Genomic DNA, 24311 nt, shown 5'->3' with positions numbered 1-24311 from the left:
TTTATTCACGCGATTCAGGCAGGCAAGACCACCCCGATCTCCGCGTTATTTCACCATGGTAAAGGCCGTGGTGACGTGTTTCACCCCGCTTACCCGGCTGGCAATATCCGCAGCGGCTTTCGCTTCTTCCGGCGTGACCAGACCCAACAGGAACACCTCACCGTTTTCAGTGGTCACCTTCACGCTTGATGATTTCACCTGATCGCTGCCCAGCAGCTGCGAGCGGATCTTCGTGGTGATCCAGGTGTCAGCGGAGGACGTACCCAGACTGACTTTCGGCCCAATCCGAATCTCGTTATAGACTTCGGTGGCACCGTCAACGCCCATGGCGATCTGTTTCGCGCGGTTAGCGACTTCCTGATTCGGTGCCTGGCCGGTCAACAGAACCTTGCCCTGGTAGGCGGTGGCAATGACGCGGGCATCGGTTTTGATTTGCTGATCTTTAGCCAGCGCATTGCTGACGCGTAACTCCAGCGTGCCATCATCAACCTGCGTGCCCACAGAGCGGGGATCGGTGGCGGTTTTGGTCGCGACAGCGGCACTACCGGCCACCACCGCGACGCAGCCTTGCAGCAGCATGGCGGTTAAAACAATGGCTACAGCGTTCAATGCTTTCATGGGAGCTCCTTCCGTCATTCCTGGTGGGGAAACAAGGTGTTATCAATCAGATCGCACAAACAGTTGAGTGTTAACATATGCATCTCCTGAATGCGAGCACTGCGATGTGAAGGAATACGAATTTCCACATCCTGCGGTCCCAGCAATCCGGCTAATTCTCCCCCATCATAACCGGTAAGCGCAACGATCGTCATATCGCGCGTGACGGCGGCCTCGACAGCCTTGACGATGTCACGCGTATTGCCGCGGGTCGAGATGGCGAGCAGCACATCACCGTTTTGCCCGAGGGCGCGCACCTGCTTGGCATAAATCTCATCATGCAGGCGGTCATTACTGATCGCAGTCAGCATGACGTTATCCGCACTTAAAGCCAGCGCAGGCAGGCTGGGGCGTTCGGTTTCAAAACGATTGATCATGCTGGCGGCAAAATGCTGTGCGTTGGCGGATGATGCGCCGTTACCGCAACTCAGTATCTTGTTACCGTTGAGAAGGGACTGCACCATGGTCATTGCTGCACGTGAGATGGCATCAGGTAATGCCTCAGCCGCAGCGATTTGAGTTTGGATACTTTCAGTAAAACACGCTTTAATTCTTTCCTGCACACGACCACCTGGTTCTAAACGTCTGCATTAAAGGCATTGGGCAACCATTCGAGCGCCGGGCCTGTAATGGCGATGATGTCGAAACGGCAATTCACTGTTTCAAAACTGCCGCCGCGTTGCGCCAGCCAGAGAGAGGCAGCACGCAGCAGCTTGTGTTGTTTCTGTCGGGTAATGCTGGCCAGACTGCCGCCAAATCGTGCGTTACGGCGGTAACGCACTTCGACAAACACCCAGCATTGGTTGTCTCGCATTATCAGGTCAAGTTCACCTGCGCGATAGTACACATTGCTGGCGACCCATGTTAACCCCGCCCGCTCAAGATAGCGGCGGGCGCGTTGTTCATATTCGGCACCTGTACGGCGGCGGTTTAGCTGGCCGGTACGATATTGCCCTGACGATACTGGTTCCATGTCAACTTCCTGTTGATCACGCAATCAGGCGTCGCGCTGAGCTTGCCGGTATTGCCATCAAGAGAGAAGCCAGGCACCTGACGCATCTGATTGAAGTGGTTAGCCAGCGTCCAGGCATCCATCCCCATGGCATACAGGCGCACCAGTGAATAATCGTTGTTAAACGACCGGGCGGCCTGCTGCATCAGGCCTGGATTGGCGCCGGACAGCAGAGGGATATCGCTGTACTGCAGGCCTTCCATTTCCAGACGGAAATCCGGGCCTGCGCCAGCCTGAGCACTACGGGAACTGGCGTAGAGCGCGACATTACTGCGGCTGCCGGTGCGCATGCTGATCATCGGTTTAATCAGCTGCAGTTCATCCTGCGTCGACACGATATAGGCCGCATCTACCGCACCCGATTCGCTGGCTGCCGGTGCGCTGGTTTGGGGGGCCGGTATAGTCAGCCCTGCAACGGACACGTTCTGCGGTTGGGACGCAGAAGGGATAACCACCGGCGTCCCGCTCATGCTAATTCCTGCACCGCTGTTGATGCCCTGCTTAAGCTCTGAAACCGAACCGAAACGCTGCTGGAGCACGGTGCCACCGCCCAGTGACTGCCACTCTTTCGCAAAGGCCGTTGCGACGCGATCGCCCAGGCCATTACGCGGGAGCAACAGCAGCGGCTGGCGCTTACCCTGATCCCAGATATGGTGAGCCGCATCGCGCGCTTCATCTTCTGGCGACAGCGCAAAGTAGCAGATATTGGGATGGTTCTGGATGTGTTCCGGCTCATTCAGGGCCAGAACGTTCAACGGTGTCTGGCTGTTGGCGACGGTTTCGACGTTGTTTTTCAACAGCGGGCCGACGACCAGTGTCGCGCCATCCTGTTGCGCCTGCTGCATCACCTGGGCGATGGGCTGGCTGCTGGTGTCATAGACTTTAACCTGCGCATTACTGGCCGGTTGCGCCGACGGCTGTTGCTGCTGTTGAGGCTGCTGGGCGGTCGTGGCAGGTTGCTGCGCCGTGCCCGTCTGCGTTGTTGCCGTAGGCGCGGCTGAGGGGCTGACAACCGTGTTGGCATCAGCAGGCTGCTGCTGATTCATCGCGATGGGATCCTGTGCGCTGCCCGGCGTTGCCTGAGGTGCCGCCGGGATAACACCGTTCTTCGCGTCGTTGAAGCCTTTCTGGATGGCGCTGGCAAACATCTGAGCCTGACCGTTGAGTGGCAGCAGCAGCGCGATGGTGCTGGTGGACGCTTTGGTGAAGTTCTGCACCTGGCTCAGCTGCGTCGGCAAGGTTTTGGACGCGGGATTGTCGGGATAGCGCGTCTGCCAGTCTTTAATGGCCGACTTAAGCATGTTGGCATCCTGCGCATTGGCGTGCCAGGCGGTCAGCAGATCCAGCCAGCCCTGCAGGATGTTTTCATCGGCATTGATGACCAGCGCGTTCATGTCTTGCTGTGACAGTTGCGTCAGTGCCTGCCAGGTTGCATCAATGTTCTTCTGACGTGCGTCACCCTTCAGCAACGGTTCCTGGGCAATGTAGGCACGGAGCAGGGCCAGAGAGGTTTTCCCCTGTGCGCTGGCGATCTGCAAATCGTAGTAGCGCGCCAGTTGATCCTGAGACAGTTCACTGGTTTTCACCTGGCTCAACAGTTGCTGCGCGTCAGCCACTTTTTGCTGTCCAATCAGCGACTGGGCTTTCAGCAAGCGTAATTCCTGTTGCTGTGTTGAGGACAGTTGATTAGGCAGTTCGCCAATCGCCTGGTCGGCCTGAGGATATTTTCCCTCTTTTAACAAGGCGCGGATTGCGAGTAATTGCCAGTCGGTCTTGCTATCATCGCTGCTTTGCTGCACCTGTTGCAGATAGTAAGCAGAATTATTGGTGGCTGGCCCCTGAATGTCTACGGACTGGCTTTTGGGACCCTGGCCACTACACGCGGCTAAAATCAGACCAGCAAGAAGGACAGGCACAAAGCGTCCTGCTTTATGACGAACGATTTTTGAAGGAAGCATACTGTATCCAGTGATGTTTTTTTCAAGATGCTCAATATTAAATCGGCAATTCGGATGAAACAATGAAACAACTCGATCGGGCAGACATTTCCGCCAGCACGCTTTACATCGTGCCAACCCCAATAGGTAATTTGGCTGACATTACCCAGCGGGCGCTAGCGGTACTTTCCAGCGTCGATCTGGTCGCAGCGGAAGATACACGTCATACCGGACTGTTGCTACAACATTTCGCCATCAATGCGCGACTCTTCGCACTTCATGACCACAACGAACAGCAGAAAGCAGACATCCTGCTCGCCAGGCTGCAACAGGGAGAAAGCATAGCTCTGGTTTCTGATGCTGGCACGCCGTTGATCAACGATCCCGGTTACCACCTGGTTCGCCGCTGCCGGGAGGCCGGTATTCGCATCGTTCCTTTACCGGGTGCCTGTGCAGCGATTACAGCATTAAGCGCAGCGGGATTGCCGTCTGATCGTTTCTGTTACGAAGGGTTTCTGCCAGCCAAAACCAAGGCACGCTGTGATGCGCTGCGGGCCCTTGCCGACGAGCCACGCACCTTAATTTTTTATGAGTCGACTCACCGTCTGTTAGACAGCCTGCAGGACATGGTGACCGAGTTGGGTGCCGATCGTTATGTCGTGCTGGCGCGTGAGCTGACTAAAACCTGGGAAAATCTCAATGGTGCGCCCGTGGCGGAACTGCTAGCCTGGGTCAAAGAGGATGAAAATCGCCGCAAAGGTGAGATGGTGCTGATTGTGGAAGGCCACCAGCCTGATGAAGAGGCTTTGCCAGCGGAGGCCTTGCGCACACTGGCCCTGTTACAGCAGGAATTGCCTCTAAAGAAAGCGGCCGCCCTGACAGCGGAGATTCATGGGGTGAAAAAGAACGCCCTCTATAAATATGCGCTGGATCAGCAGGCGTAAGCATCCTGTTTTGCCTGCGTGACAGCGCCGGCTAAACGCTCTATAATGCGCGCCGAAGCTGACCAGACAGTCGCCGCTTTGTCGTCGTCCCTCTCTGAGGGAGACGGGCAAAGGGGAGGAAAGTCCGGGCTCCATAGGGCAGGGTGCCAGGTAACGCCTGGGGGGGAAACCCACGACCAGTGCAACAGAGAGCAAACCGCCGATGGCCCAGCAATGGGATCAGGTAAGGGTGAAAGGGTGCGGTAAGAGCGCACCGCGCGGCTGGTAACAGTCCGTGGCACGGTAAACTCCACCCGGAGCAAGGCCAAATAGGGGTTCACATGGTACGGCCCGTACTGAACCCGGGTAGGCTGCTTGAGCCAGTAAGCGATTACTGGCCTAGATGAATGACTGTCCACGACAGAACCCGGCTTATCGGTCAGTTTCGACTTATTCATGCAAACCCCGCGCAAGCGGGGTTTTTGCTTTATGGCGCAGCTATGCAGGCTTTGCTGTCTCCATCAGGCACAGGGGAAAGACGCGCACGACGTTGCCACGGGAGCCACTGTTAGGCGCGAGTCATACAGGATGGTTTCACGATGCCGTGGTAAAAAAATGCGGCAGGGCGGTTCTGTGCGGGCGTCCGGGCGAAAGAAGGCCATTATACCCTTTGATCGGGGAAGATAAGCGGCCGGTTGCCAGAGGGCGTGTTTCTCAGGCAAATCCCATGCAATTTCTCGCCAATGCCCTATACGCTCATCCGATGTGTTACATGATGGCTTGCCATCTGTTTGGGAGGCAACGGTTTCTCTCGTCTATAGTTGAAGGCAGCTCGCCAGACGTCACTGATTTTACGTTTTGCCCCATTGGGCACGCATTCATTGAATGAAGATTAAAAAAACAGGTGGATCATGGTTACAAGAAGGGATTTATTAACGTATTCCGGGGCGTTTGCTGCCTTATCTGCTTTAGGCATTTCTCCCGGCGCGATGGCAGCAGGTGTGCTCAAACTGGGTAACAGCGAAACATTTAATTTTCAGACATTGATTGCCCGGGCTAAAGCGCTGGCAGCCAAACCTTACGAAAAACCCACCGAATTCGATCCGTCATTGTTGTCCAACATCACCTATGACGCCTACATGAAGACCGTGTACAAACCGGAATATGCCCTGTTCAAAAATGCCGGGCGGTTTCCTGTCACCTTTTTCATGGTTAACGGCCTGCACCGCATGCCGGTGAAAATGCACGTAGTGGAAAATAACGCCGCGCGCGAAATCATTCAAAATATTGATTACTTCACCACGACGGATAAAAGCGTCAGGTTGCCGGCGCTGGAAGGAAACGTATTTTCAGGTTTCAGAGTGCTGGCAAGCCAGGACGCGTTAAAAACCAATCCCCAAAATGACTGGATTTCCTTCATGGGGGCGTCCTATTTCCGCGCTATTGGTGAATTAGGGCAGTTTGGTTTGTCCGCTCGCGGTATTGCTCTGAATACCGTCCAGCCCGGTGTGGATGAAGAGTTTCCTGATTTCACGGATTTCTGGTTCGAAGCGCCGAAAGATGACAGCAAAAACCTCACGGTCTATGCCCTGCTCAACGGGCCGAGCATAACGGGTGCCTACAAGTTTATCCTGCATCGTGGCAAAGGCGTGGTGCAGGACGTGGAATGCACGCTTTTCCTGCGTAAGGATATTCAGCGTTTCGGCATCGCGCCTCTGACGTCCATGTACTGGTTCTCAAAAACGGTCAAGGGGGCTGCGACAGACTGGCGTCCCGAAGTGCATGACTCCGATGGTCTGGCAATGTGGACCGGCAGCGGTGAACATCTCTGGCGACCGCTGAACAATCCGTTGCGTGTGGTCACCTCAAGCTTCCACGACGAGAATCCGCGAGGCTTTGGATTACTGCAGAAAGACAGGAATTTCGACAGCTACCTGGATGCTGCGCACTACGAGCGTCGCCCGGACCTGTGGGTCGAACCGCTAGGGAAATGGGGCAAAGGATCGGTACAACTGGTGGAAATACCGACCGATGACGAAATCTACGACAATATCGTCGCCATGTGGGTGCCGGATGCGCCAGCCAAAGCGGGTGATGAACATCATTTCCATTACCGGCTGCACTGGCTGTCCGATGAACCTTATCCCTCAACGTTGGCGCGCTGTGGTGCAACCCGACTGGGACGCGGCGGCGTGCCGGGATCTGACCGTCCGCATGACAGTCGTAAATTCACCGTTGAATTCCACGGTGGCAACCTGAATCACCTGCCGTCAGGCGTTGCGCCGGAAGCCGTGCTGTCCGCCTCGCGCGGGACGTTTGAGAACGTGCTGGTCTCTAAGCTGCCTGATGACTCCGGCAACTGGCTGGCGCAGTTTGATTTGGTGGCGGGGGACGGTGACCCGGTGGAGCTGAAGCTTTATCTGAAAGCGCAGGAAAACGTGGTATCTGAAACCTGGTGTTATCAGTACCATCCGTTTAACTCCCCCGCGAAGCCCTGGCCGGTCGCCTGCGACAAGAAGTAATGTCCTCATCACGCCCACTCACCCGGTGGGCGTTTTTTTCGCGCACTCATCCCCTGTTTTTATCCCTGCTGGCAAGAAAATGCCCAGTATTGCCGGGTAGGGCGCCATCGGTCTGGCGATGCCTGACGAACTTTTCGGTGTCGGTTTCGCCATGGGCGGAGGGCCGGTAGGGTGGCTGCCCTGAGATCAAGGAATCCAGCGTTTACCGTCAACGGTGCGCAATCTGTTGATCCTGACGGTATGGCAGCCTCCATTTTTGCTGGTACCATGACGCCCCATTGTTGTACTCGGGTACCCTTGCGGATGGCCGCGATGTCGCCTGTTCGGGTGAACTCACCTTCGCGGTTATGAACGAACAGGTCGATCAGAAGGGGTGACTAAGTGAAGGCGACATTCGTAAGTGTTTGATTGAAAAGACTCAGCGAAACCAGATGGTTACGGAAAGCGTCAGTGCGTTAGCCTGCGCTGCGTCGCTCAGCGGCAACGTGGACCATGACATTCAGGGGCGGTAAACCGTTTACACGCTCTCTGGCGGCAATATTGATTTGTCCCGGGTTTCGGGTCTCGCTGACGCATAAAGGATAAGTTATGAGTAATTCTGAAAATATTCTCAACCGGGAAAAAGCGTCGATCTGGCGTCAGTCCGATACCACATGGACACTGGGACTTTTTGGTACCGCCATTGGGGCAGGGGTCCTTTTCTTTCCTATCAGAGCGGGCTATGGCGGCCTGATCCCCATTCTGATTATGTTAGTGCTGGCGTATCCGATTGCCTTTTTCTGCCACAGGGCACTGGCTCGCCTGTGCCTGTCCGGCAGTAACGTATCGGGCAATATTACCGACACCGTAGAAGAACACTTCGGTAAAACCGGCGGCGTGGTCATCACCTTCCTCTACTTTTTTGCCATTTGCCCGCTGTTATGGATTTATGGCGTCACCATCACCAACACGTTTATGGCGTTCTGGCAATATCAGCTACTGTTGCCCGCACTTAATCGTGGCGTCGTCGCGCTGTGTCTGCTGCTGCTGATGGCGTTTGTGATTGGGTTTGGTAAAGATTTGATGGTCAAAGTGATGAGCTGGCTGGTGTTTCCGTTTATTGCCAGTCTGGTGCTGATTTCACTGTCGCTCATCCCGTACTGGAATCGCGCCGTTATCGATCAGGTTCACCTGAACGATCTGGCCTTTACCGGGCATGATGGCATTCTCGTCACGGTATGGCTTGGCATTTCTATCATGGTGTTCTCGTTTAACTTCTCGCCCATTGTGTCTTCTTTCGTGGTGTCGAAACGGGAGGAGTACGAGCCGGAAATGGGCCGGACCTACACAGAAAACAAGTGCAGTCAGATTATCTCCCGCGCCAGCATCCTGATGGTGGCAGTGGTCATGTTCTTTGCCTTTAGCTGTCTGTTTACCTTGTCGCCGCAGGACATGGCGGATGCCCGGGCACAAAATATTCCTGTGCTGTCTTATCTGGCGAATCACTTCTCCAGTATGGCGGGTGAAAAGTCTACCTTTTCCACGGTGCTGGAATACAGCGCGTCGGTCATCGCCCTGGTCGCGATTTTTAAATCCTTCTTTGGCCACTATCTGGGCACGCTGGAAGGGCTGAATGGGTTAATCATCAAGTTCCGCTACCACGGTGATAAAGACGCCGTGTCCCATCGTAAGCTGAACACCGTAAGTATGGTCTTTATTATGGGGTCCACCTGGCTGGTGGCGTATCTCAATCCCAATATTCTTGACCTGATCGAGGCGATGGGTGCGCCCATTATCGCCTCGCTGCTGTGCCTGTTACCGATGTTTGCTATCCGCAGGGTTCCGGCGCTGGCGAAATATAAAGGCCGCGCTGACAACGTTTTCGTGAGCGCGATTGGCGTGCTGACGATTTTGAATATTGCGTATAAGTTTTTCTGACGGGCCGCGCAGCCGTTTTGACCTGACATGTCCCCCATGTCAGGTCTGCGTCATCCTGTTAACCGCGACCGTGAGGTTCATCCCAGTTAAACGCCGGGCCGACAGAGATTACGCCGTGCGGGTTGATGGTTTTATGGCTGCAGTAGTAGTGATGGCGAATATGGGCCAGATTCACGGTCTCAGCAATGCCAGGCATCTGGTAAATATCCCGCAGGAAACCGCTCAGATTCAGGTAGTCACTGATACGGTGACGGTCACATTTAAAGTGGGTGACGTAGACCGGATCGAAGCGCACCAGCGTAGTCCATAAACGTAAATCCGCCTCGGTCAACGTGTCGCCGGTCAGATAACGGTGCTGGCCCAGGATCTGTTCCAGACGGGACAGCGACTGAAAGAGTGCCGTAACCGCTTCATCATAAGCCGCCTGTGACGTGGCAAACCCCGCCTTATACACGCCATTATTGACCGTGTCGTAAATCCAGCCGTTGAGGTCATCAATCTTGTCGCGCAGTGCCGGCGGATAATAGTCGCCCGCACGTGCGCCCACGCCGTCGAAGGCGGTATTAAACATGCGAATGATATCGGCAGATTCATTACTGACGATAGTATTCTGCTGCTTATCCCATAACACGGGCACGGTCACCCGACCGGTGTAGTCCTTATCCGCGTGCAGATAGAGCTGATAAAGAAATTCATTTTGATGCAGCTTGTCACCGGTTGCCGCCGGGAAGCTGTCATCGAAGGTCCAGCCATTTTCCAGCATCAGCGGATGCACGACTGACACATCGATCATGTTCTCCAGCCCTTTTAACTGACGCATCAGCAAGGTACGGTGTGCCCAGGGACAGGCAAGCGACACATAAAGATGATAGCGATCGCGCTCTGCCGCAAACCCGGCGTTGCCACTCGGGCCGGCGCTGCCATCCGGCGTGACCCAACTGCGCCATGCGGATTCCGAGCGCTTAAAACGCCCGCCGGTTGATTTTGTGTCATACCAGGTGTCATGCCAGACACCATCAATTAACTGGCCCATCTTGTCTCCACTCTCTGTCGTGCAATGAAATGTTCTCGTCTGATTAACCATAGGTGGTGATGCGCGACTGCGACAGCGTTGTGCGCGCATGGCGTCAGACATTTTGTGCCATCGTCTCAACGGCCTCTCACTGAGAGAAGGGTTGATGACGTAAACCGGTAACGATTCCTTTATGATGTCGGACATTCTGCCTGCCCCAGGCATCTCATTCCACCAGCCTGTCCGTGCGGAGAGGCGGAGAAAAAGGAAAGTGCAATGAAAGCCGTCGTCTTTGGATACCATGAAATGGCCTGTACCGGATTACAGGCGCTGCTGGATGCCGGATTCAGTATCAGTGCGTTGTTTACCCATGCCGATCCCGGCAACGCCACACCATTTTATGGTTCCGTTGCTGAGCTGGCGCGTCGTCACGCTATTCCGGTATTCATCACCGAGGAGGTGAATACCGCCGAGTGGCAGGCCCGTATTGCCAGTTTCGACGCGGACTACCTGTTCTGCTTCTCCTACCGTCAGGTCCTGAGCGAGGCCATCCTGTCTTCGGTAACAAAAGGCGCCTATAACGTTCATGCCGCGCTGCTGCCAGCCTACCGTGGCCGCGCCCATCTCAACTGGGTCATTATCAAGGGCGAAACCCGTACAGGCGTTACGCTGCACCGCATGATTAAACGGCCAGATGCCGGTCCCATACTGGCGCAGCAGGCGGTGGATATTCTGCCGGAAGATAATGCTCTGGCCTTGCATACGCGCTTAGTGGCAACGACGGGCAAGATGTTGCCGGGCTGGCTTAAGGCGCTGGTGGCGGGCGAGCTGACAGAAACACCGCAGGATGAACGGGCCGCCAGCTGCTGGGGCAGCCGCAAACCCGAGGACGGCGAGATACACTGGCAGGACAGTGCCGTCAATATCCACAATCTGGTTCGGGCGCTGGACTTTCCCTGGCCGGGGGCGTTCAGCTTTACCCGCACGCAAAGGTTTACCGTCTGGCAAACCCGGGTGATGAACGGCGATAACAGCGGGCGTGCGGGTGAGGTTGTATCACTATCGCCCCTGATCATTCGCTGTGGACAAGGGCAACTCGAAATCCTGCAAGGGCAGGGCCCGGACGGTGAATCTGTTTCAGGCCGGGTTCTGGCCAGTCAGCTTGGGCTGGTGGTGGGCCAGTCCGTGAAGGCCTGATGGGGCTCGTGGACGGCCTTATGCGGCTAGCCCAGTACCTGACCCGTAAGGTAGCCGACGGTCGCCGAAAAGCTCATTGCCAGCAGGCTCCAGAAGCAGATGCGCATGATACTTTTGCGTACGGGCGCATCCCCCGCTTTAGCTGCCAGGGCACCCAGTAGTGCCAGCGCCAGCAGGGCCGACAATGCAATCGCGGGCAGGGCGAAGGGCCCGGTAATGAGCAGGGCGACAGCAAACGGCAGCACGCTGCCGGAGGCAAAGCTGATAGCGGAAAACAGCGCGGCCTGAAGAGGTTTCGCGCTGCTGAAGTCGGTAATGCCCAGCTCGTCCCGGGCATGTGCGGCCAGGGCATCATGGGCCATCAGTTGTTCTGCTACCTGATGAGCCAGGTCAGCAGACAGCCCGCGCGCCTGGTAAATCGCCGTCAGTTCAACGGTTTCCGCCGCAAAGTCAGCCTCCAGCTCGGCTTTTTCTTGCTGCAGAGAGGCCTGTTCGCTATCTGACTGTGAAGACACGGAGACATATTCTCCCGTGGCCATCGACATCGCGCCGCCGACGATTCCCGCCAGCCCGGCGAGCAATACCGTGTGGGGGGCACTACTGGCTGACACCACGCCTGCCAGCAGGCTCGCGGTTGAGACAATCCCGTCATTAGCCCCCAGAACGGCCGCGCGCAGCCAGCCTGCGTGTTCTATTTTATGCGTTTCACTGTGTTGCATTCGTTATCCCTGTGATCAGCGACCCGACGGGTACGCTTATTTTCATCGTGCGAAAGCAGAATATGCAGCACGCCCATTGCACCGTGGCTGTAAAAATAGATTTCGACAAACGTGGTCAGGAACCTGTGCCAGTGCAGCACTGCATGCGTCAGACCCGGCGACGCGAACGATGTGCTGTTAAGTAAAAACCATAGCGCGCCTGAGCAGGCCACCACAAGCAACGCGCTAACGCCCAGCCCCTGTACGGTGGCAGCGATGCCGCCACTGTGCGCGTCGGGTAATTTCATGCGCGCCAGACAGGCGAGATCGTCCCGAATACCGCGGAAATCCAGCGTCAGCCACGAAAAGTACCAGTGTAAGCCGCGCTGCATGCGCATCCAGATCAGCATAGCGAATCCGGCGACAATCAGTAACAGGCCAGACAGGATATGAAACCAGGTGATCACCGTTTCCAGACTGTGCCCGCCCAGCGCTTCACGTTCGGTGAAACCGGAATTGATGATCTGGGAAAGGATGAGGACGGCAACGAAGAGATGGAGACGTCGAAAAAAAGGCGCATCGTGATGAGGGAGCCACTGCCTGTAAGACATGTTCATAGCAATCCTGAAATGAAAAGAACAGGACACTATATTTTCATGCGTAGATTAGGCTTACCTTAAGCGTTTCTCCGCGGTACCGGAGAAGCGGCGAGACGGCAGGCAGCAAAAAAGCAAAACGCACCGGAAAAAGCAGCCGGTGCGTTCAGCTAAAGCGGGATTGCTGGCGGTGAATTAGCGCGCCAGAACACCCTGTGGCTTTTTACTGATCAGGCGATCGATGCTGTACGCGCCCGGTCCAACCAGACCTAACACCAGGAAACCGCCAGCGATAGACAGGTTTTTCATAAACATCAGCTGGTTCACGCCTTCGGCAAAGTTACTGTGAAACAGGAAGGCGGTCAGAATCGTGAAGCCCGCGGTGAACAGCGCGGTGAAACGGGTCAGGAAGCCAAACATGATCGCCAGACCGCCGCCAAACTCCAGCAGGATAACCAGTGGCAACATGAAGCCGGGGACGCCCATCGCTTCCATGTAGTGCTGTGTACCTGCATAACCGGTAATTTTGCCCCAGCCTGCGGTGATAAACAGAATGGTCATCAGGATACGGGCGGCCAACAAACCACTGTCTTCGAATTTTTTCATCATCTACTCCAACGCTATAAGTTTGCAAGGCAGGAATGCCCGCAGTGAATATTCCCGTTGGCCGCCTGATAGCAAACCGCTGGGCTGATAGCTGGAGATGATAGTCGCGAGGCGTGACAGTTGTAAGCGATATAAACTGTCGATGTTATTCAGTAAATCTGACAAAAGAAAAAGCCAGTCACAATGGACTGGCCTGGTGATGTCAGCGCGGGGGGAAGGTTGACTTAACCATGCGCCAGGTGCTCCACAGGCCAAAGCCGCGCTTGGCCCAGCGTAACAGGCGGTTGGGACTGCGGATGGAGTAAATCGCTAACGCGCTGCTGCCAATGGCCAGATAGCGTTTAAGGCTCAAAAAGGTAAACCAGCCACGGTCGTAAGGTGCCGTGATTTCGAGCCAGCCACGCCGCGCCGCGCTGAGATCAAGGCGCTGTTGCTGAACCTGTTTAAGCAACTCTTCTATACGCGCTTCACGTTCGCGGCGGCTCATTAGCGGTTATCCTCAAGCAAATCACGATCGTTGGCCAGCTCTTTACGCGTATGACGCAGCAGCGTCGACTGGCGTGATTTACGCAGTGTCCAGAGCCCAAAAATCAACGCCAGCAGGAACAGTACGCCGGTGGTGATGGCTATCGCCATAAGACGGTACTGCGCATCGACTGCCCAGATAATCAGCACCATCAGGCTCATCAGGCCAAAAGCAGTAAAAAGCATCGTCAGGCCAAGCATCAACAACATCTGTATCAGATTGGCCTTTTCTTCTTCCAGCTCTGCCACTGCCAGACGAACGCGTGTTTCGACCATACTGACCAGCGTCGTAACGATACGCTGACCAATCGTGATCACCCCTTTAGCTGGTCCGTGGTTCTGCTGTGAATCGGTCATGGTTAACGACGCGAGATCAGCATACCGATAGCGACACCGATCGCCGCGCCAATACCGACACCATGCCACGGGTTATCACGTACATAACCGTCTGCTTTTTGTGCCGCTTCGCGCGTAGTGGCTGCCAGGCGCTCGCCGGATTCACCTAAACGCTCGCGGGAGCTGTCCAGCGCCACGCGCGCTTTATGACGCAGTTTATCCAGTTCACTTTTCGATTTTTCTGTGCCGCTGCTCAGCACTTCTTCCAGCGTATCCGCCAGGTTTTTCAGCTCAGCACGCAAATGTTCCGATGATGTGTCTTTAGACATAAAATACTCCTTTAACATCAGTAGAGTGAATCCGATTAATAGGGCTCCGCCTGTAACTTCTTAAGCTCCTGGCGTGCTTCTTCCAGCTTATGTTCGCGTTTTGCTATCTTGTCCTTATCATGACCTTCATCGCGCTCTTCCTTGAGTTCGCGTTCACGCTCAGCCACTTTCTGTTTCTGCGCGTTGATTTTTTCCAGATGTGAAGCTTTCAGCTTTTTGTCCGTGCAGCCCGCGCGCACCTCAGTAAGGGCGCGCTCAAGGCCGTTTACCCGGCGCTGATTGTTATGCTTCTTCGCCATCTCAATTTCGTGCTGTATGTCCTGTTCTTTTTGCTGGCACAGCGATTCCGCCGCCATCAATGAACCTGAAAGCGAAAACAACACGATGCCCAGCAGTAATTTATTTTTCATTAGGCGTAGTACCTTCCATTGTTGCCTGATTTACATCAACGCGGCGCAACCGCTTCACGGTGTGCGTTGAAACCCGCCTCAGTTTAAGCATAGACATCAGGTGGAAAAAGTCCAAAGATCACCGATATACGGGGAAACGTTCAGCGCGCAGTCGATAAACGCTGAACGTATAAAGAAACGCGCATCAGGCGAGAGAGAGGTGAGGCGATTGATCGTGTTGCGCGACGATAAAGCCCTCAGGCAGCAAGCGACGCAACACTTTTTGCGCGGCCAGGCTCTGCTCTTCATTGTCGAAATGAATAACCAGCGCATCACCTGCCGGTGTGATGCTTTTGATGCGAATACCTTGCGCGCTCAACTGTTGGTATAAATAAAAGCCGTCCGGCATCGGGGCACCCGCATGCGAAACGCGAATCTGTACCACATTTTCATGGCGCATCAGACCGGGTACCAGGCTTATCGCAATCAGCGCGAATGCACCGCCAATCAACCAGGGCCGCCAGTGTTTAGGTATGGCCTGTAATGTTTTCATAAGCCGGTCCCCCGCTGATTTGCACGGCGCTTGCGCCAGAGAACAACCAGCGAACCGATTAATCCCACCACCAGTAACACCAGCGGCAGCATCATCAGAAAGAACATCAGCTCATCTTCATAACGCCGAAAAATAGGGGTTTTACCCAGCGCGAAGCCCAGAACGGTCAGAATCACTACCCACAGGAAGCCACTCATCCAGTTAAAAAACTGGAAACGGGCATTACTTAAACCGGACAGCCCGGCAATCGTGGGCAGTAAGGTGCGGACAAAGGCGATAAAACGGCCAACCAGTAAGGCGGATAATCCGTGGCGATGAAACAGATTATGGGCCCGCTGATGATAGCGGGCGGGAAGGTGCGATAACCAGTTTTGTACGGTGGGCGTATTGCCGAGCCATCGGCCCTGAATATAGCTGACCCAGCAGCCAAGGCTGGCACCTGTTGTTAAGACCAGGATCGTCAGCGGGAAGCTCATTGTCCCCTTGGCAATCAGCACGCCAACCAGAATCAGCAGACTGTCCCCGGGAAGGAAAGCGGCAGGCAGTAAACCGTTTTCCAGAAAAAGAATCATGAATAAAACGCCGTAAATCGCCCACACCAGTGTTGGATCAGAAAGCGTTTCATAATCCTGTTGCCATAAGGCATGCAGCAGCGCTTGCAAAATTTCCATCAATCATTCCCGAACATCATCGTTGAACATGTCCCACAGGGACTAAAGCGCAGACTGACAGTTAGTTATAAATTCTGGGGTGACCGTCTGAGCATGCATGTCTGGATCCTTCCAGAACTGATTGTTAAATCAGCGATTTGATAAGCCCTTAACGCAAAAGGTAAGAAAAGGGTGATAACTGTAACAAAAATCCAGCTTCGGAGACAGAACTACTCCTAAACGAACAGGAGTTTTACCCTCTCCATTACGATGTAAAAAGGAGTTTTACATGTTCTGACACTATTGCAGATTAACTGACTGTTTTTAGGTCAGATTAGCGCTGAATCGTATCGGCATCAGGTAAGACAACCGGATTTTCGCTGAACATGTAGCGGTCGACATTAAATTCAAAATCGTCGGCGGTGGCGTTAAATAACATCTGCTTAGTATTTTCGAGATGTTGCCACATTGCCAGCTTACTGGCGGCAGGATCTTTGCGGATGAGTGCTTTAAGAATCTGATCGTGATCGTCACACCAGCTGAGAATACTGCGCTGATCGATATGCTCGTGCAGTTTGAGCCAGTAGGGATTGTGTAACCGGTGCAGCCACATTTTTTCGACAATGGCCGCGAGGGCACTGTTCTGCGTGGACTGCGCAATACGAACATGGAAGTGCATATCCCATTCTGAGTCCCTGAAATGGTCCTCCTGACGGGCTTTCTCCTGAATCGCCATCAGGTCGACAATATCCTGACGCGTTACCTGCGTGGCGGCGAATTCGGCGACATTACTTTCAATCAGCTGACGCGCCTGAAGGAGTTCAAAGGGACCAAAGGTGGCGAACTCCAACTGACTGCTGGACTCAGCCACACGGGTTTGCTGCTGGCTGGCTATCACATGAATACCCGAGCCTTTGCGTACCTCAACATAGCCTTCTACTTCCAGCATGATGATGGCTTCGCGGACCACTGTGCGACTGACCTGCATTTCTTCGGCAATCAGACGCTCTGCGGGCAGCTTGTCTCCCACCTGATAAACGCCATTTTCAATGCGCCGTTTTAATTCGCTGGCCAGTTGTTGATAAAGTCGACGCGATTCGGTGAGGTCCATAGCACGATCCAAAGTAACAAGCAGATAAGTTGTTATACCACTTTGCTGTAACTGAAGAAAAGGGCTGGCGCAGGCCAGCCCGGGAGATTAGCTGCGAACGGGCGCAGCCTGAGAAGGCGAATGTGGCGTCTGCAGTTCCGACACCGGTTGATTTTTCAGGACGGTCCAGATGACGATGGCGCCCAGCAAATCAAACACGGCCAGCGCAGCGAACAGGGGACTGAAACCTAACGTATCTGCCAGCGCGCCAACCACCAGCGCAAACAGCGTGCTGGCTGTCCAGGCCGCCATACCGGTTAAACCATTGGCGGTGGCCACTTCATTACGGCCAAAAACGTCAGAAGAGAGCGTAATCAACGCGCCAGAGAGTGCCTGATGGGCAAAGCCGCCAACACATAACAACGCGATGGCAACGTACGGGCTGGTGAACAAACCAATGGTGCCCGGGCCTATCATCAATATTGCGCCCATTGTGACCACCATTTTGCGCGACACGATCAGGTTTACGCCAAACCAGCGTTGAAACAGCGGGGGCAGGTAGCCACCCAGAATACAGCCAAAGTCAGCAAACAGCATGGGCATCCAGGCAAATAGCGCGATCTCTTTCAGGTTGAAACCGTAAACCTTAAACATAAACAGCGGGATCCAGGCGTTAAAGGTGCCCCACGCAGGTTCGGCCAGGAAACGCGGCAGCGCAATGCCCCAGAACTGGCGGTTACGCAGGATCTGCAGTGCCGACATTTTGGTCGTGTTACCTGTCTGATGCTGCAATTCCTGACCTGAAATGATGTAGTTACGTTCTTCGTCGCTCAGCTTGTTTTGCTGCTTAGGATGCTTGTAGAACACCAGCCAGCACAGCGCCCAAATCATGCTCAGTACGCCTGCGATGATAAACGCCATTTGCCAGCTGTGCGCCACAATAGCCCACACGACCAGCGGCGGCGCGACCATGGCACCAATGGATGAGCCCACATTGAAGTAGCCCACTGCGACGGAGCGCTCTTTTGCCGGGAACCATTCGCTACTGGCTTTGAGCCCGGCGGGGATCATGGCTGCCTCGGCGGCACCGACAGCGCCACGCGCCAGGGCCAGTCCGCCCCAGCTGCCTGCCAGCGCGGTCGCGGCGCAGAATGTGGCCCACAGTACGGCAAAGACCGCATAACCGACTTTGGTGCCTAGCAGGTCGAGCACATAACCCGCAACGGGCTGCATCACGGTATAGCAGGCGGAGTACGCCGCCACAATGTACGAGTATTGCTGGGTGGTGATGTGCAGCTCGGTCTGTAAGGTTGGCGCTGCTACGGCAATAGTGTTACGCGTCAGATAACCCAGTACCGTCCCCAGCGTCACCAGGCCAATCATATACCAGCGTAATCCTTTGATCTTACGCATTCTGTACCTCTTCCAGTTGTGTATGCGGTCAAACCGCTGTTGTTATCTGGAGCGGGACATCTCGTGATACAGCTCTGCTCACGCCCGCCGGCCCTGCCTGAGCGACCGTTATCTGCCTTGCCTTATGTCAGAAGTTTGTTACCTTGCGGTAAAGCGAGAGCCTAACTTGTTATACAACTTTAAAAGTTGAAAGCCATCACAAAAACCCGTAATCGCATGTGGGATACTGCAAACAGATGAGAACACAGCCAGTTAGCGCGCTGCCGGCGGCAAAAAGGTCGCTTTTCGGGGGAAAAATCTCGCTTAAATGTGACCTGAGTCGTAAAAAAAACGGCAGTCAGTGAAAATTGGTATGATAACTTTGAGCCATTCAGGGTGTATCCCATAAGGAAGCTTTTTATGTCGCGTTTCATGACCGAGGATTTTTTGCTGGACACAGAGTTCGCCCGTCGTCTTTACCACGACTACGCCAAAGACCAGCCTGTCTACGACTATCACTGCCATTTACCGCCGCAACAGATCGCTGAAAACTACCGTTTTGCCAATCTCTACGATATCTGGCTGAAAGGGGATCACTATAAATGGCGCGCGATGCGGGCAAACGGCGTGGCTGAGGCGCTGTGCACCGGTGATGCCAGCGATCGCGAGAAATTTAATGCCTGGGCACGGACCGTACCGCACACCATCGGCAACCCGCTTTACCATTGGACGCACCTGGAGCTGCGTCGCCCGTTCGGGATTACCGGCGTCCTGTTGTCAGAAAAAACGGCGGATGAGATCTGGCAGCGCTGTAACGATCTGCTGGCTCAGGACGCTTTCACCGCGCGCGGTATCATGCAGCAGATGAATGTGAAAATGGTCGGCACCACCGACGATCCGCTGGACGATCTGGTGCACCATCGTGCGATCGCCGAAGACGGCAGTTTCAACGTTAAGGTGCTGCCAAGCTGGCGTCCGGATAAAGCGTTCAACATCGAAGCGGACACCTTCCTGCCGTGGATTGAAAAGCTGGAAAGCCTTACCGATGTCAGCGTGCAACGCTTCGATGATTTGCGTCAGGCGCTCAGCAAACGGCTGGACCACTTTGCCGCACACGGCTGTAAGATTTCCGATCATGCGCTGGATGTCGTGTGTTATGCCGAGGCCGATGAAACGACGCTGGACAGGATTCTGGCGCACCGTCGCAGTGGTGCCAAACCCGATGCGCAGGCGATTGCCCAGTTCAAAACGGCGGTGCTGGTCTGGCTGGGCGGCGAGTACGCCCGTCGCGGATGGGTGCAGCAATACCACATTGGTGCGTTACGCAATACCAATCAGCGCCAGTTCCAGCTGTTAGGCGCGGACGTCGGTTTTGACTCCATTAACGATCAGCCTGTGGCAGAACCGCTGGCTCGTTTGCTGGGTGCGCAAAACCTCAATAATGCGCTGCCTAAAACGGTCCTTTATTGCCTGAATCCGCGTGACAACGAAGTGCTGGCAACTATGGCCGGCAACTTCCAGGGAGAAGGCCAGGCCGGGAAAATGCAGTTTGGCTCCGCCTGGTGGTTTAACGATCAACTGGATGGCATGCAACGTCAGATGACGCAGCTGGCCCAAATCGGTCTGCTGAGCCGTTTCGTGGGCATGTTAACCGACAGCCGAAGCTTCCTCTCGTATACCCGCCACGAGTATTTCCGTCGTCTGCTGTGTCAGATGATTGGTCGTTGGGTGGATCACGGCGAAGCCCCTGCCGATGAAGCCTTGTTAGGACAGATGGTGCAAAACATCTGCTTTAACAATGCGCGCGACTATTTTGGCATTGAGCTGGGAGCCTGATGATGACGCGGCTGAACCGCCACGACTTTCCCGGCGCGGTCTACCACGATCGCGTGATTCAGTTTGGTGAAGGCAATTTTCTGCGTGCTTTTATCGACTGGCAACTGGACTGGCTCAATGAGCATCAGGGAACGGATGCCGGTGTGGTGGTGGTCAGGCCGCGCAATCGCGAAGTCAGCGACACGTTGAATCAGCAGGACGGCCTTTATACGACCCTGGTTCGTGGCCTGAACGCGCAGGGTGAGTCGGTGAGCGAAAGCCGCCTGATCCGCAGTGTGAACCGTGAAATCCAGCCTTACACGCAGTTCGATGCGTTTATGGCGCTGGCGCGCCAGCCCGACATGCGCTTTGTTTTCTCGAATACCACCGAAGCGGGCATCGCGTTTAGCGAAACGGATCGGCTGACCGATTCGCCCGCCGCCAGCTTTCCCGGCAAACTGACGCAGCTGCTTTGGGCGCGTTATCAGCACGTTGCCGGTGACGAAAGCAAAGGCTGGCTTATCGTGCCGTGCGAGTTGGTCGATCATAATGGCGATATGCTGCGCGCGCTAGTGCTGCGCTATGCCGAACACTGGCAGTTACCGGACGCCTTTACACGCTGGGTAATGACAAGCTGTGCGTTCTATAATACGCTGGTGGATCGCATCGTCACCGGGTTTCCGGCCGACAGCGCTGCGCTTGAGGCACAACTGGGTTATCAGGATCACTTCCTGGTAGCGGGCGAGGTCTATTATCAGTTCGTTCTGCAAGGCCCCGCCGCGCTGTTTGACGAACTCAGGCTGACGGCGCTGGCACCCAACGTGCGCCGGGTTGAGGATATCGCCCCGTATAAAGCCCAAAAAGTGGCCATTCTGAATGGCGCGCACACCGCAATGGTGCCGGTGGCGTTTCTGGCGGGCCTGGAGAGCGTGGGCGATGCGATGGAGGATACACAGGTCGCTGGGTATATTGACGATCTCCTGCGCAAAGAGATCATCCCTACGCTCGATTTGCCCGCTGATGAGCTTAACGCCTTCGCCGACGCGGTACTGCGCCGCTTTCGTAACCCCTTTATCCACCATGCGCTGCTGTCTATCGCTCTTAATGGCATGACCAAATTTCGCACACGTTTGCTGCAGCCATTACTGACTGCCCATCAGCAAACCGGTCAGTGGCCAACAAACCTGACGTTTGCGCTTGCCGCCCTGATCGCGTTTTACCGGGGCGAACAGGCAGACAAGCGCTGGACTTTGCAGGACGAGCCGTACTGGTTGCAGCGTTATGCAGAGAGCTGGGCTGCCGTCAGCGCACAACGTCTTTCTCCCGCGGCGTTGGTTCAGCAGGTTTTAGGTGAGGCATCGCACTGGGGACAGGATTTAACTCAGCTACCCGGCCTGACCGAAACGGTCAGCCACCATCTGCAACGCATTCTCGCGCATGGAATACGCGACGCGCTGAGCCACCGGAGATCATGATGCAAGACGCCATAAAAATTCATCCGCAGGACAATGTCGCCGTGGCGTTGCAGGATATCGACATCGGGACGTCAATTGCGCTGGCGGATCACCCCGTGACGTTACGACAGGCCGTGGAGCGGGGGCATAAGTTTGCCTTACGCTCGCTGGAGAAAGGCGAAACGGTCGTGAAATACGGGTTGCCCATCGCGCACGCCACGCAGGCTATCGGGGCCGGAGAACGGGTGCATTCGCACAATGCACGTACCAATCTTAGCGATCTCGACCAGTACGACTACCAGCCAGAGCCGCCAGCCTTAACGCCTCAACCTGGCGATCGCGACGTGCAGCTCTACCGCCGCGCCAACGGTGAGGCAGGCATTCGCAACGAGCTGTGGATCTTACCGACCGTCGGCTGTGTTAACGGAATTGCCCGGCAAATTCTGCAGCGTTTCCTGAAAGAAACCCAGGACGCGGCCGGAACCGACGGGGCGTTTCTTTTCAGCCACACATTTGGCTGTTCACAGTTGGGCCAGGACCATGAGAACACCCGCACCATGTTGCAAAACATGGTGCGTCATCCAAACGCGGGCGCGGTGCTGGTGATTGGCCTGGGCTGTGAAAATAATCAGGTCGATGCCTTTCGTGAGACATTAGGGGCGTTTGAAAGCGACCGCGTTGCGTTCATGGTCTGCCAGCAGCATGACGATGAAATAGAAGCCGGGCTGGAACGCCTACACGCACTGTACGAAAAAATGCGTCACGATCGCCGTACACCGGGCAAACTCAGCGAGCTGAAATTTGGTCTGGAATGTGGCGGCTCTGATGGCTTCTCAGGCATTACCGCCAATCCGCTGCTGGGGCGTTTTTCTGATCAGATGATCGCCAACGGCGGCACCACGGTGCTGACCGAAGTCCCCGAAATGTTTGGTGCCGAGCGCATTCTGATGGGGCGCTGTCGCGACCGCGCGACCTTCGATAAAACCGTGGCAATGATCAACGATTTCAAACAGTACTTTATCGATCACCATCAACCTATTTATGAAAATCCGTCTCCGGGCAATAAAGCCGGCGGCATCACTACGCTGGAAGAGAAGTCGCTCGGTTGCACACAAAAAGCGGGGCAAAGTCAGGTGGTGGACGTACTGAAGTACGGTGAACGCCTGACGGTACCCGGCCTTAATCTGTTAAGCGCACCGGGCAATGATGCAGTGGCGACCAGTGCCCTGGCGGGCGCAGGCTGTCATATGGTGCTGTTCAGCACCGGACGCGGAACCCCTTACGGCGGATTCGTACCGACCGTTAAGCTGGCCACCAATACGCCGCTGGCTGAAAAGAAACCGCACTGGATTGATTTTAATGCCGGAAGGCTGGTTGAGGGCATGAGCATGGAGGCGCTGCTGGCCGATTTCGTGGACACGATTGTGGCCATTGCCAACGGGCAACGCACCCGTAACGAACAAAATGATTTTCGTGAGCTCGCGATTTTCAAGAGCGGTGTGACGCTGTAAATCATAAGGGCGGCACCCATGCCGCCCTTGTTCCGTGTTTTTCCTTGCCGTGCCGTTACGGCTTATTCAGCTTCTTTTTGTCATTCTGACGGTTAACCCAGGCGTTGATCAGCAGCGTCGACGCCAGAATCGTTCCGACGATGCCCAGCGATATCGCTACCGGAATGTGGTAGATATCGACAATCAACATTTTTATACCGATAAAGACCAGCACGACAGCCAGACCATATTTCAGCATTGAGAAACGTTCCGCCACGTTAGACAGCAGGAAGTACATGGCGCGCAGACCCAGAATCGCAAACAGGTTTGAGGTCAGAACGATAAAGGGATCGGTGGTGACGGCAAAGATGGCCGGAATGCTGTCGACGGCAAAAATGACATCGCTCAGTTCGACCATGATCAGTACCAAAAGCAGCGGCGTCGCAAACAGCACGCCGTTTTTCCGCGTAAAGAATTTTTCCCCGTCCAGCGTATCGGTCATGCGCAGATGTTTACGCAGCCAGCGCACAACCGGTTTGTCACCTACGGCTGCATCGTCCTCTTTCGCCATCGCCATTTTGATACCGGTAAACAGCAGGAAGGCACCGAATACATAGAGGATCCAGCTAAACTGCGTTACCAGCCAGCTACCCGCAAAAATCATGATGGTGCGCAAAACGATAGCGCCCAGTACACCGTAGATCAGGACGCGGCGTTGCAGGTTGGCCGGAACAGAGAAGTAGCTGAACAGCATCAGCCAGACAAAGACGTTGTCTACCGCCAGCGATTTTTCCAGCACGTAACCGGTCAGGAAAGCCAGCGTCTGACTGGTCGCCACGTCACGCCCGACGGTACCGTCCAGATACCACCAGAACGCCGCACTGAACAGGAGCGAGACGGAGACCCAAATCAGCGACCAGACGGCAGCCTGTTTGAAGGACATGGTTTGCGAACCGCGACGGCCCTGCAGGAACAGGTCAATCGCCAGCATGATAAGTACTACAACCGCAAAACTGCCCCAGAGGAGTGGCGTACCTACAGTTTGCATAATCGTATCCTGTCTGAAATAAAAAAACGGCTGAGGTCAGAAGACGTCAGCCGCTTATTCTGTGTAAGCAAACCTCGCCTTCCGGCAAGGTCTCACTTACAACTCAGGAATGGATTCTGGGTTGCCTGATGACCGGATGCGTACGCAACGTAGTGACGATCAA

At 55.1% G+C, this 24311-nt stretch carries 24 protein-coding genes and 1 other RNA gene; 8 read left to right on the top strand and 17 right to left on the bottom strand.

Going from position 1 to position 24311, the window contains the following annotated elements:
• Window positions 1-45: 45 nt before the first annotated feature.
• The 4 genes from dolP to RAC60_RS16675 are packed head-to-tail and all read right to left on the bottom strand — an operon-like array spanning window position 46 to window position 3627.
• On the bottom strand, window positions 46-618 hold the full coding sequence (gene dolP, locus RAC60_RS16690; RefSeq protein WP_006118323.1) for a division/outer membrane stress-associated lipid-binding lipoprotein: 573 nt from the start codon (window positions 616-618) through the stop codon (window positions 46-48).
• Between the two features lie 14 nt (window positions 619-632).
• Window positions 633-1220, bottom strand: coding sequence for a DnaA initiator-associating protein DiaA (gene diaA, locus RAC60_RS16685; protein WP_006118322.1), 588 nt, complete (start codon window positions 1218-1220; stop codon window positions 633-635).
• A 14-nt stretch (window positions 1221-1234) separates the two neighbouring features.
• A complete protein-coding gene (locus RAC60_RS16680; protein WP_006118321.1) occupies window positions 1235-1630 on the bottom strand; it encodes a YraN family protein in 396 nt (131 codons plus the stop codon).
• The gene (locus RAC60_RS16675) at window positions 1588-3627 is read right to left on the bottom strand and encodes a penicillin-binding protein activator (RefSeq protein ID WP_058708640.1); all 2040 of its coding nucleotides are present in this window, start codon (window positions 3625-3627) and stop codon (window positions 1588-1590) included. The genes RAC60_RS16680 and RAC60_RS16675 overlap by 43 nt, the downstream gene beginning before the upstream one ends.
• A 62-nt stretch (window positions 3628-3689) precedes the next feature.
• On the opposite strand from RAC60_RS16675, the gene rsmI reads away from it, so the two are divergent.
• From rsmI to tdcC, 4 genes are all read left to right on the top strand, one after another.
• The gene (gene rsmI / locus RAC60_RS16670) at window positions 3690-4550 is read left to right on the top strand and encodes a 16S rRNA (cytidine(1402)-2'-O)-methyltransferase (protein ID WP_006118319.1); all 861 of its coding nucleotides are present in this window, start codon (window positions 3690-3692) and stop codon (window positions 4548-4550) included.
• A gap of 54 nt (window positions 4551-4604) precedes the next feature.
• Window positions 4605-4980, top strand: an RNA gene (gene rnpB, locus RAC60_RS16665) — RNase P RNA component class A.
• A gap of 460 nt (window positions 4981-5440) precedes the next feature.
• Complete coding sequence (locus tag RAC60_RS16660; protein ID WP_033739994.1) at window positions 5441-7051, top strand: glucan biosynthesis protein; 1611 nt, start codon at window positions 5441-5443, stop codon at window positions 7049-7051.
• Between the two features lie 588 nt (window positions 7052-7639).
• Complete coding sequence (tdcC, locus tag RAC60_RS16655) at window positions 7640-8968, top strand: threonine/serine transporter TdcC (protein WP_039341878.1); 1329 nt, start codon at window positions 7640-7642, stop codon at window positions 8966-8968.
• Window positions 8969-9026: 58 nt separating this feature from the next.
• On the opposite strand, the gene RAC60_RS16650 is transcribed toward tdcC, so the two are convergent.
• On the bottom strand, window positions 9027-10001 hold the full coding sequence (locus tag RAC60_RS16650; RefSeq protein WP_205958860.1) for a glutathione S-transferase family protein: 975 nt from the start codon (window positions 9999-10001) through the stop codon (window positions 9027-9029).
• A 255-nt stretch (window positions 10002-10256) separates the two neighbouring features.
• On the opposite strand from RAC60_RS16650, the gene RAC60_RS16645 reads away from it, so the two are divergent.
• The gene (locus RAC60_RS16645; RefSeq protein WP_375094054.1) at window positions 10257-11177 is read left to right on the top strand and encodes a formyltransferase family protein; all 921 of its coding nucleotides are present in this window, start codon (window positions 10257-10259) and stop codon (window positions 11175-11177) included.
• Window positions 11178-11203: 26 nt separating this feature from the next.
• Here the strand turns inward: RAC60_RS16645 and RAC60_RS16640 are convergent, their stop codons facing one another.
• The 11 genes from RAC60_RS16640 to RAC60_RS16590 all read right to left on the bottom strand — a co-directional run bounded on the left by RAC60_RS16640 (window position 11204) and on the right by RAC60_RS16590 (window position 18362).
• Window positions 11204-11896 carry a VIT family protein gene (locus RAC60_RS16640; RefSeq protein ID WP_006118313.1) on the bottom strand — a complete coding sequence of 231 codons (693 nt, stop codon included), beginning with the start codon at window positions 11894-11896 and terminating at the stop codon, window positions 11204-11206.
• Window positions 11869-12492, bottom strand: coding sequence for a cytochrome b/b6 domain-containing protein (locus RAC60_RS16635; RefSeq protein WP_054633050.1), 624 nt, complete (start codon window positions 12490-12492; stop codon window positions 11869-11871). Before RAC60_RS16635 ends, RAC60_RS16640 begins: the two co-directional genes overlap by 28 nt.
• A gap of 174 nt (window positions 12493-12666) precedes the next feature.
• Window positions 12667-13077: a DoxX family protein gene (locus RAC60_RS16630; protein ID WP_033739992.1), complete on the bottom strand. Its 411-nt coding sequence runs from the start codon at window positions 13075-13077 to the stop codon at window positions 12667-12669.
• Window positions 13078-13279: 202 nt separating this feature from the next.
• Entirely contained in the window at window positions 13280-13564 is a 285-nt protein-coding gene (locus RAC60_RS16625) for a YqjK-like family protein (protein WP_006118310.1), read from the bottom strand.
• Window positions 13564-13959 carry a phage holin family protein gene (locus RAC60_RS16620; RefSeq protein WP_006118309.1) on the bottom strand — a complete coding sequence of 132 codons (396 nt, stop codon included), beginning with the start codon at window positions 13957-13959 and terminating at the stop codon, window positions 13564-13566. The genes RAC60_RS16625 and RAC60_RS16620 overlap by 1 nt, the downstream gene beginning before the upstream one ends.
• A gap of 2 nt (window positions 13960-13961) precedes the next feature.
• On the bottom strand, window positions 13962-14267 hold the full coding sequence (locus tag RAC60_RS16615) for a YqjD family protein (RefSeq protein ID WP_006118308.1): 306 nt from the start codon (window positions 14265-14267) through the stop codon (window positions 13962-13964).
• Between the two features lie 35 nt (window positions 14268-14302).
• Window positions 14303-14677 (bottom strand): DUF1090 domain-containing protein, encoded by a 375-nt coding sequence (locus RAC60_RS16610; RefSeq protein WP_033739991.1) that lies wholly within the window; start codon window positions 14675-14677, stop codon window positions 14303-14305.
• A gap of 184 nt (window positions 14678-14861) precedes the next feature.
• Window positions 14862-15209 (bottom strand): EnvZ/OmpR regulon moderator MzrA, encoded by a 348-nt coding sequence (gene mzrA, locus RAC60_RS16605; RefSeq protein WP_006118306.1) that lies wholly within the window; start codon window positions 15207-15209, stop codon window positions 14862-14864.
• The gene (locus RAC60_RS16600) at window positions 15206-15880 is read right to left on the bottom strand and encodes a DedA family protein (protein WP_006118305.1); all 675 of its coding nucleotides are present in this window, start codon (window positions 15878-15880) and stop codon (window positions 15206-15208) included. Before RAC60_RS16600 ends, mzrA begins: the two co-directional genes overlap by 4 nt.
• 313 nt (window positions 15881-16193) lie before the next feature.
• Complete coding sequence (exuR, locus tag RAC60_RS16595) at window positions 16194-16970, bottom strand: transcriptional regulator ExuR (RefSeq protein WP_006118304.1); 777 nt, start codon at window positions 16968-16970, stop codon at window positions 16194-16196.
• 87 nt (window positions 16971-17057) lie between these two features.
• The gene (locus tag RAC60_RS16590) at window positions 17058-18362 is read right to left on the bottom strand and encodes an MFS transporter (protein WP_039341892.1); all 1305 of its coding nucleotides are present in this window, start codon (window positions 18360-18362) and stop codon (window positions 17058-17060) included.
• A 399-nt stretch (window positions 18363-18761) separates the two neighbouring features.
• Here RAC60_RS16590 and uxaC point away from each other — a divergent pair, with 399 nt between their 5' ends.
• From uxaC to RAC60_RS16575, 3 genes are read left to right on the top strand one after another with little or no spacing between them, the layout of a single operon-like run.
• Window positions 18762-20177: a glucuronate isomerase gene (gene uxaC, locus RAC60_RS16585; RefSeq protein WP_033739988.1), complete on the top strand. Its 1416-nt coding sequence runs from the start codon at window positions 18762-18764 to the stop codon at window positions 20175-20177.
• A gap of 2 nt (window positions 20178-20179) precedes the next feature.
• Window positions 20180-21631 (top strand): tagaturonate reductase, encoded by a 1452-nt coding sequence (locus RAC60_RS16580; RefSeq protein ID WP_375094077.1) that lies wholly within the window; start codon window positions 20180-20182, stop codon window positions 21629-21631.
• Entirely contained in the window at window positions 21631-23121 is a 1491-nt protein-coding gene (locus RAC60_RS16575) for a UxaA family hydrolase (RefSeq protein WP_006118300.1), read from the top strand. Before RAC60_RS16580 ends, RAC60_RS16575 begins: the two co-directional genes overlap by 1 nt.
• A 55-nt stretch (window positions 23122-23176) precedes the next feature.
• Here the strand turns inward: RAC60_RS16575 and RAC60_RS16570 are convergent, their stop codons facing one another.
• Window positions 23177-24148 carry a TerC family protein gene (locus RAC60_RS16570; protein WP_375094053.1) on the bottom strand — a complete coding sequence of 324 codons (972 nt, stop codon included), beginning with the start codon at window positions 24146-24148 and terminating at the stop codon, window positions 23177-23179.
• Window positions 24149-24311: the final 163 nt, after the last annotated feature.

The sequence above is a fragment of the Pantoea sp. BR_17 genome, assembly GCF_041955125.1.
GTDB classification, from domain to species: Bacteria; Pseudomonadota; Gammaproteobacteria; order Enterobacterales; family Enterobacteriaceae; genus Pantoea; species Pantoea stewartii.
This window is presented reverse-complemented; position numbering and strand designations above follow the sequence as displayed.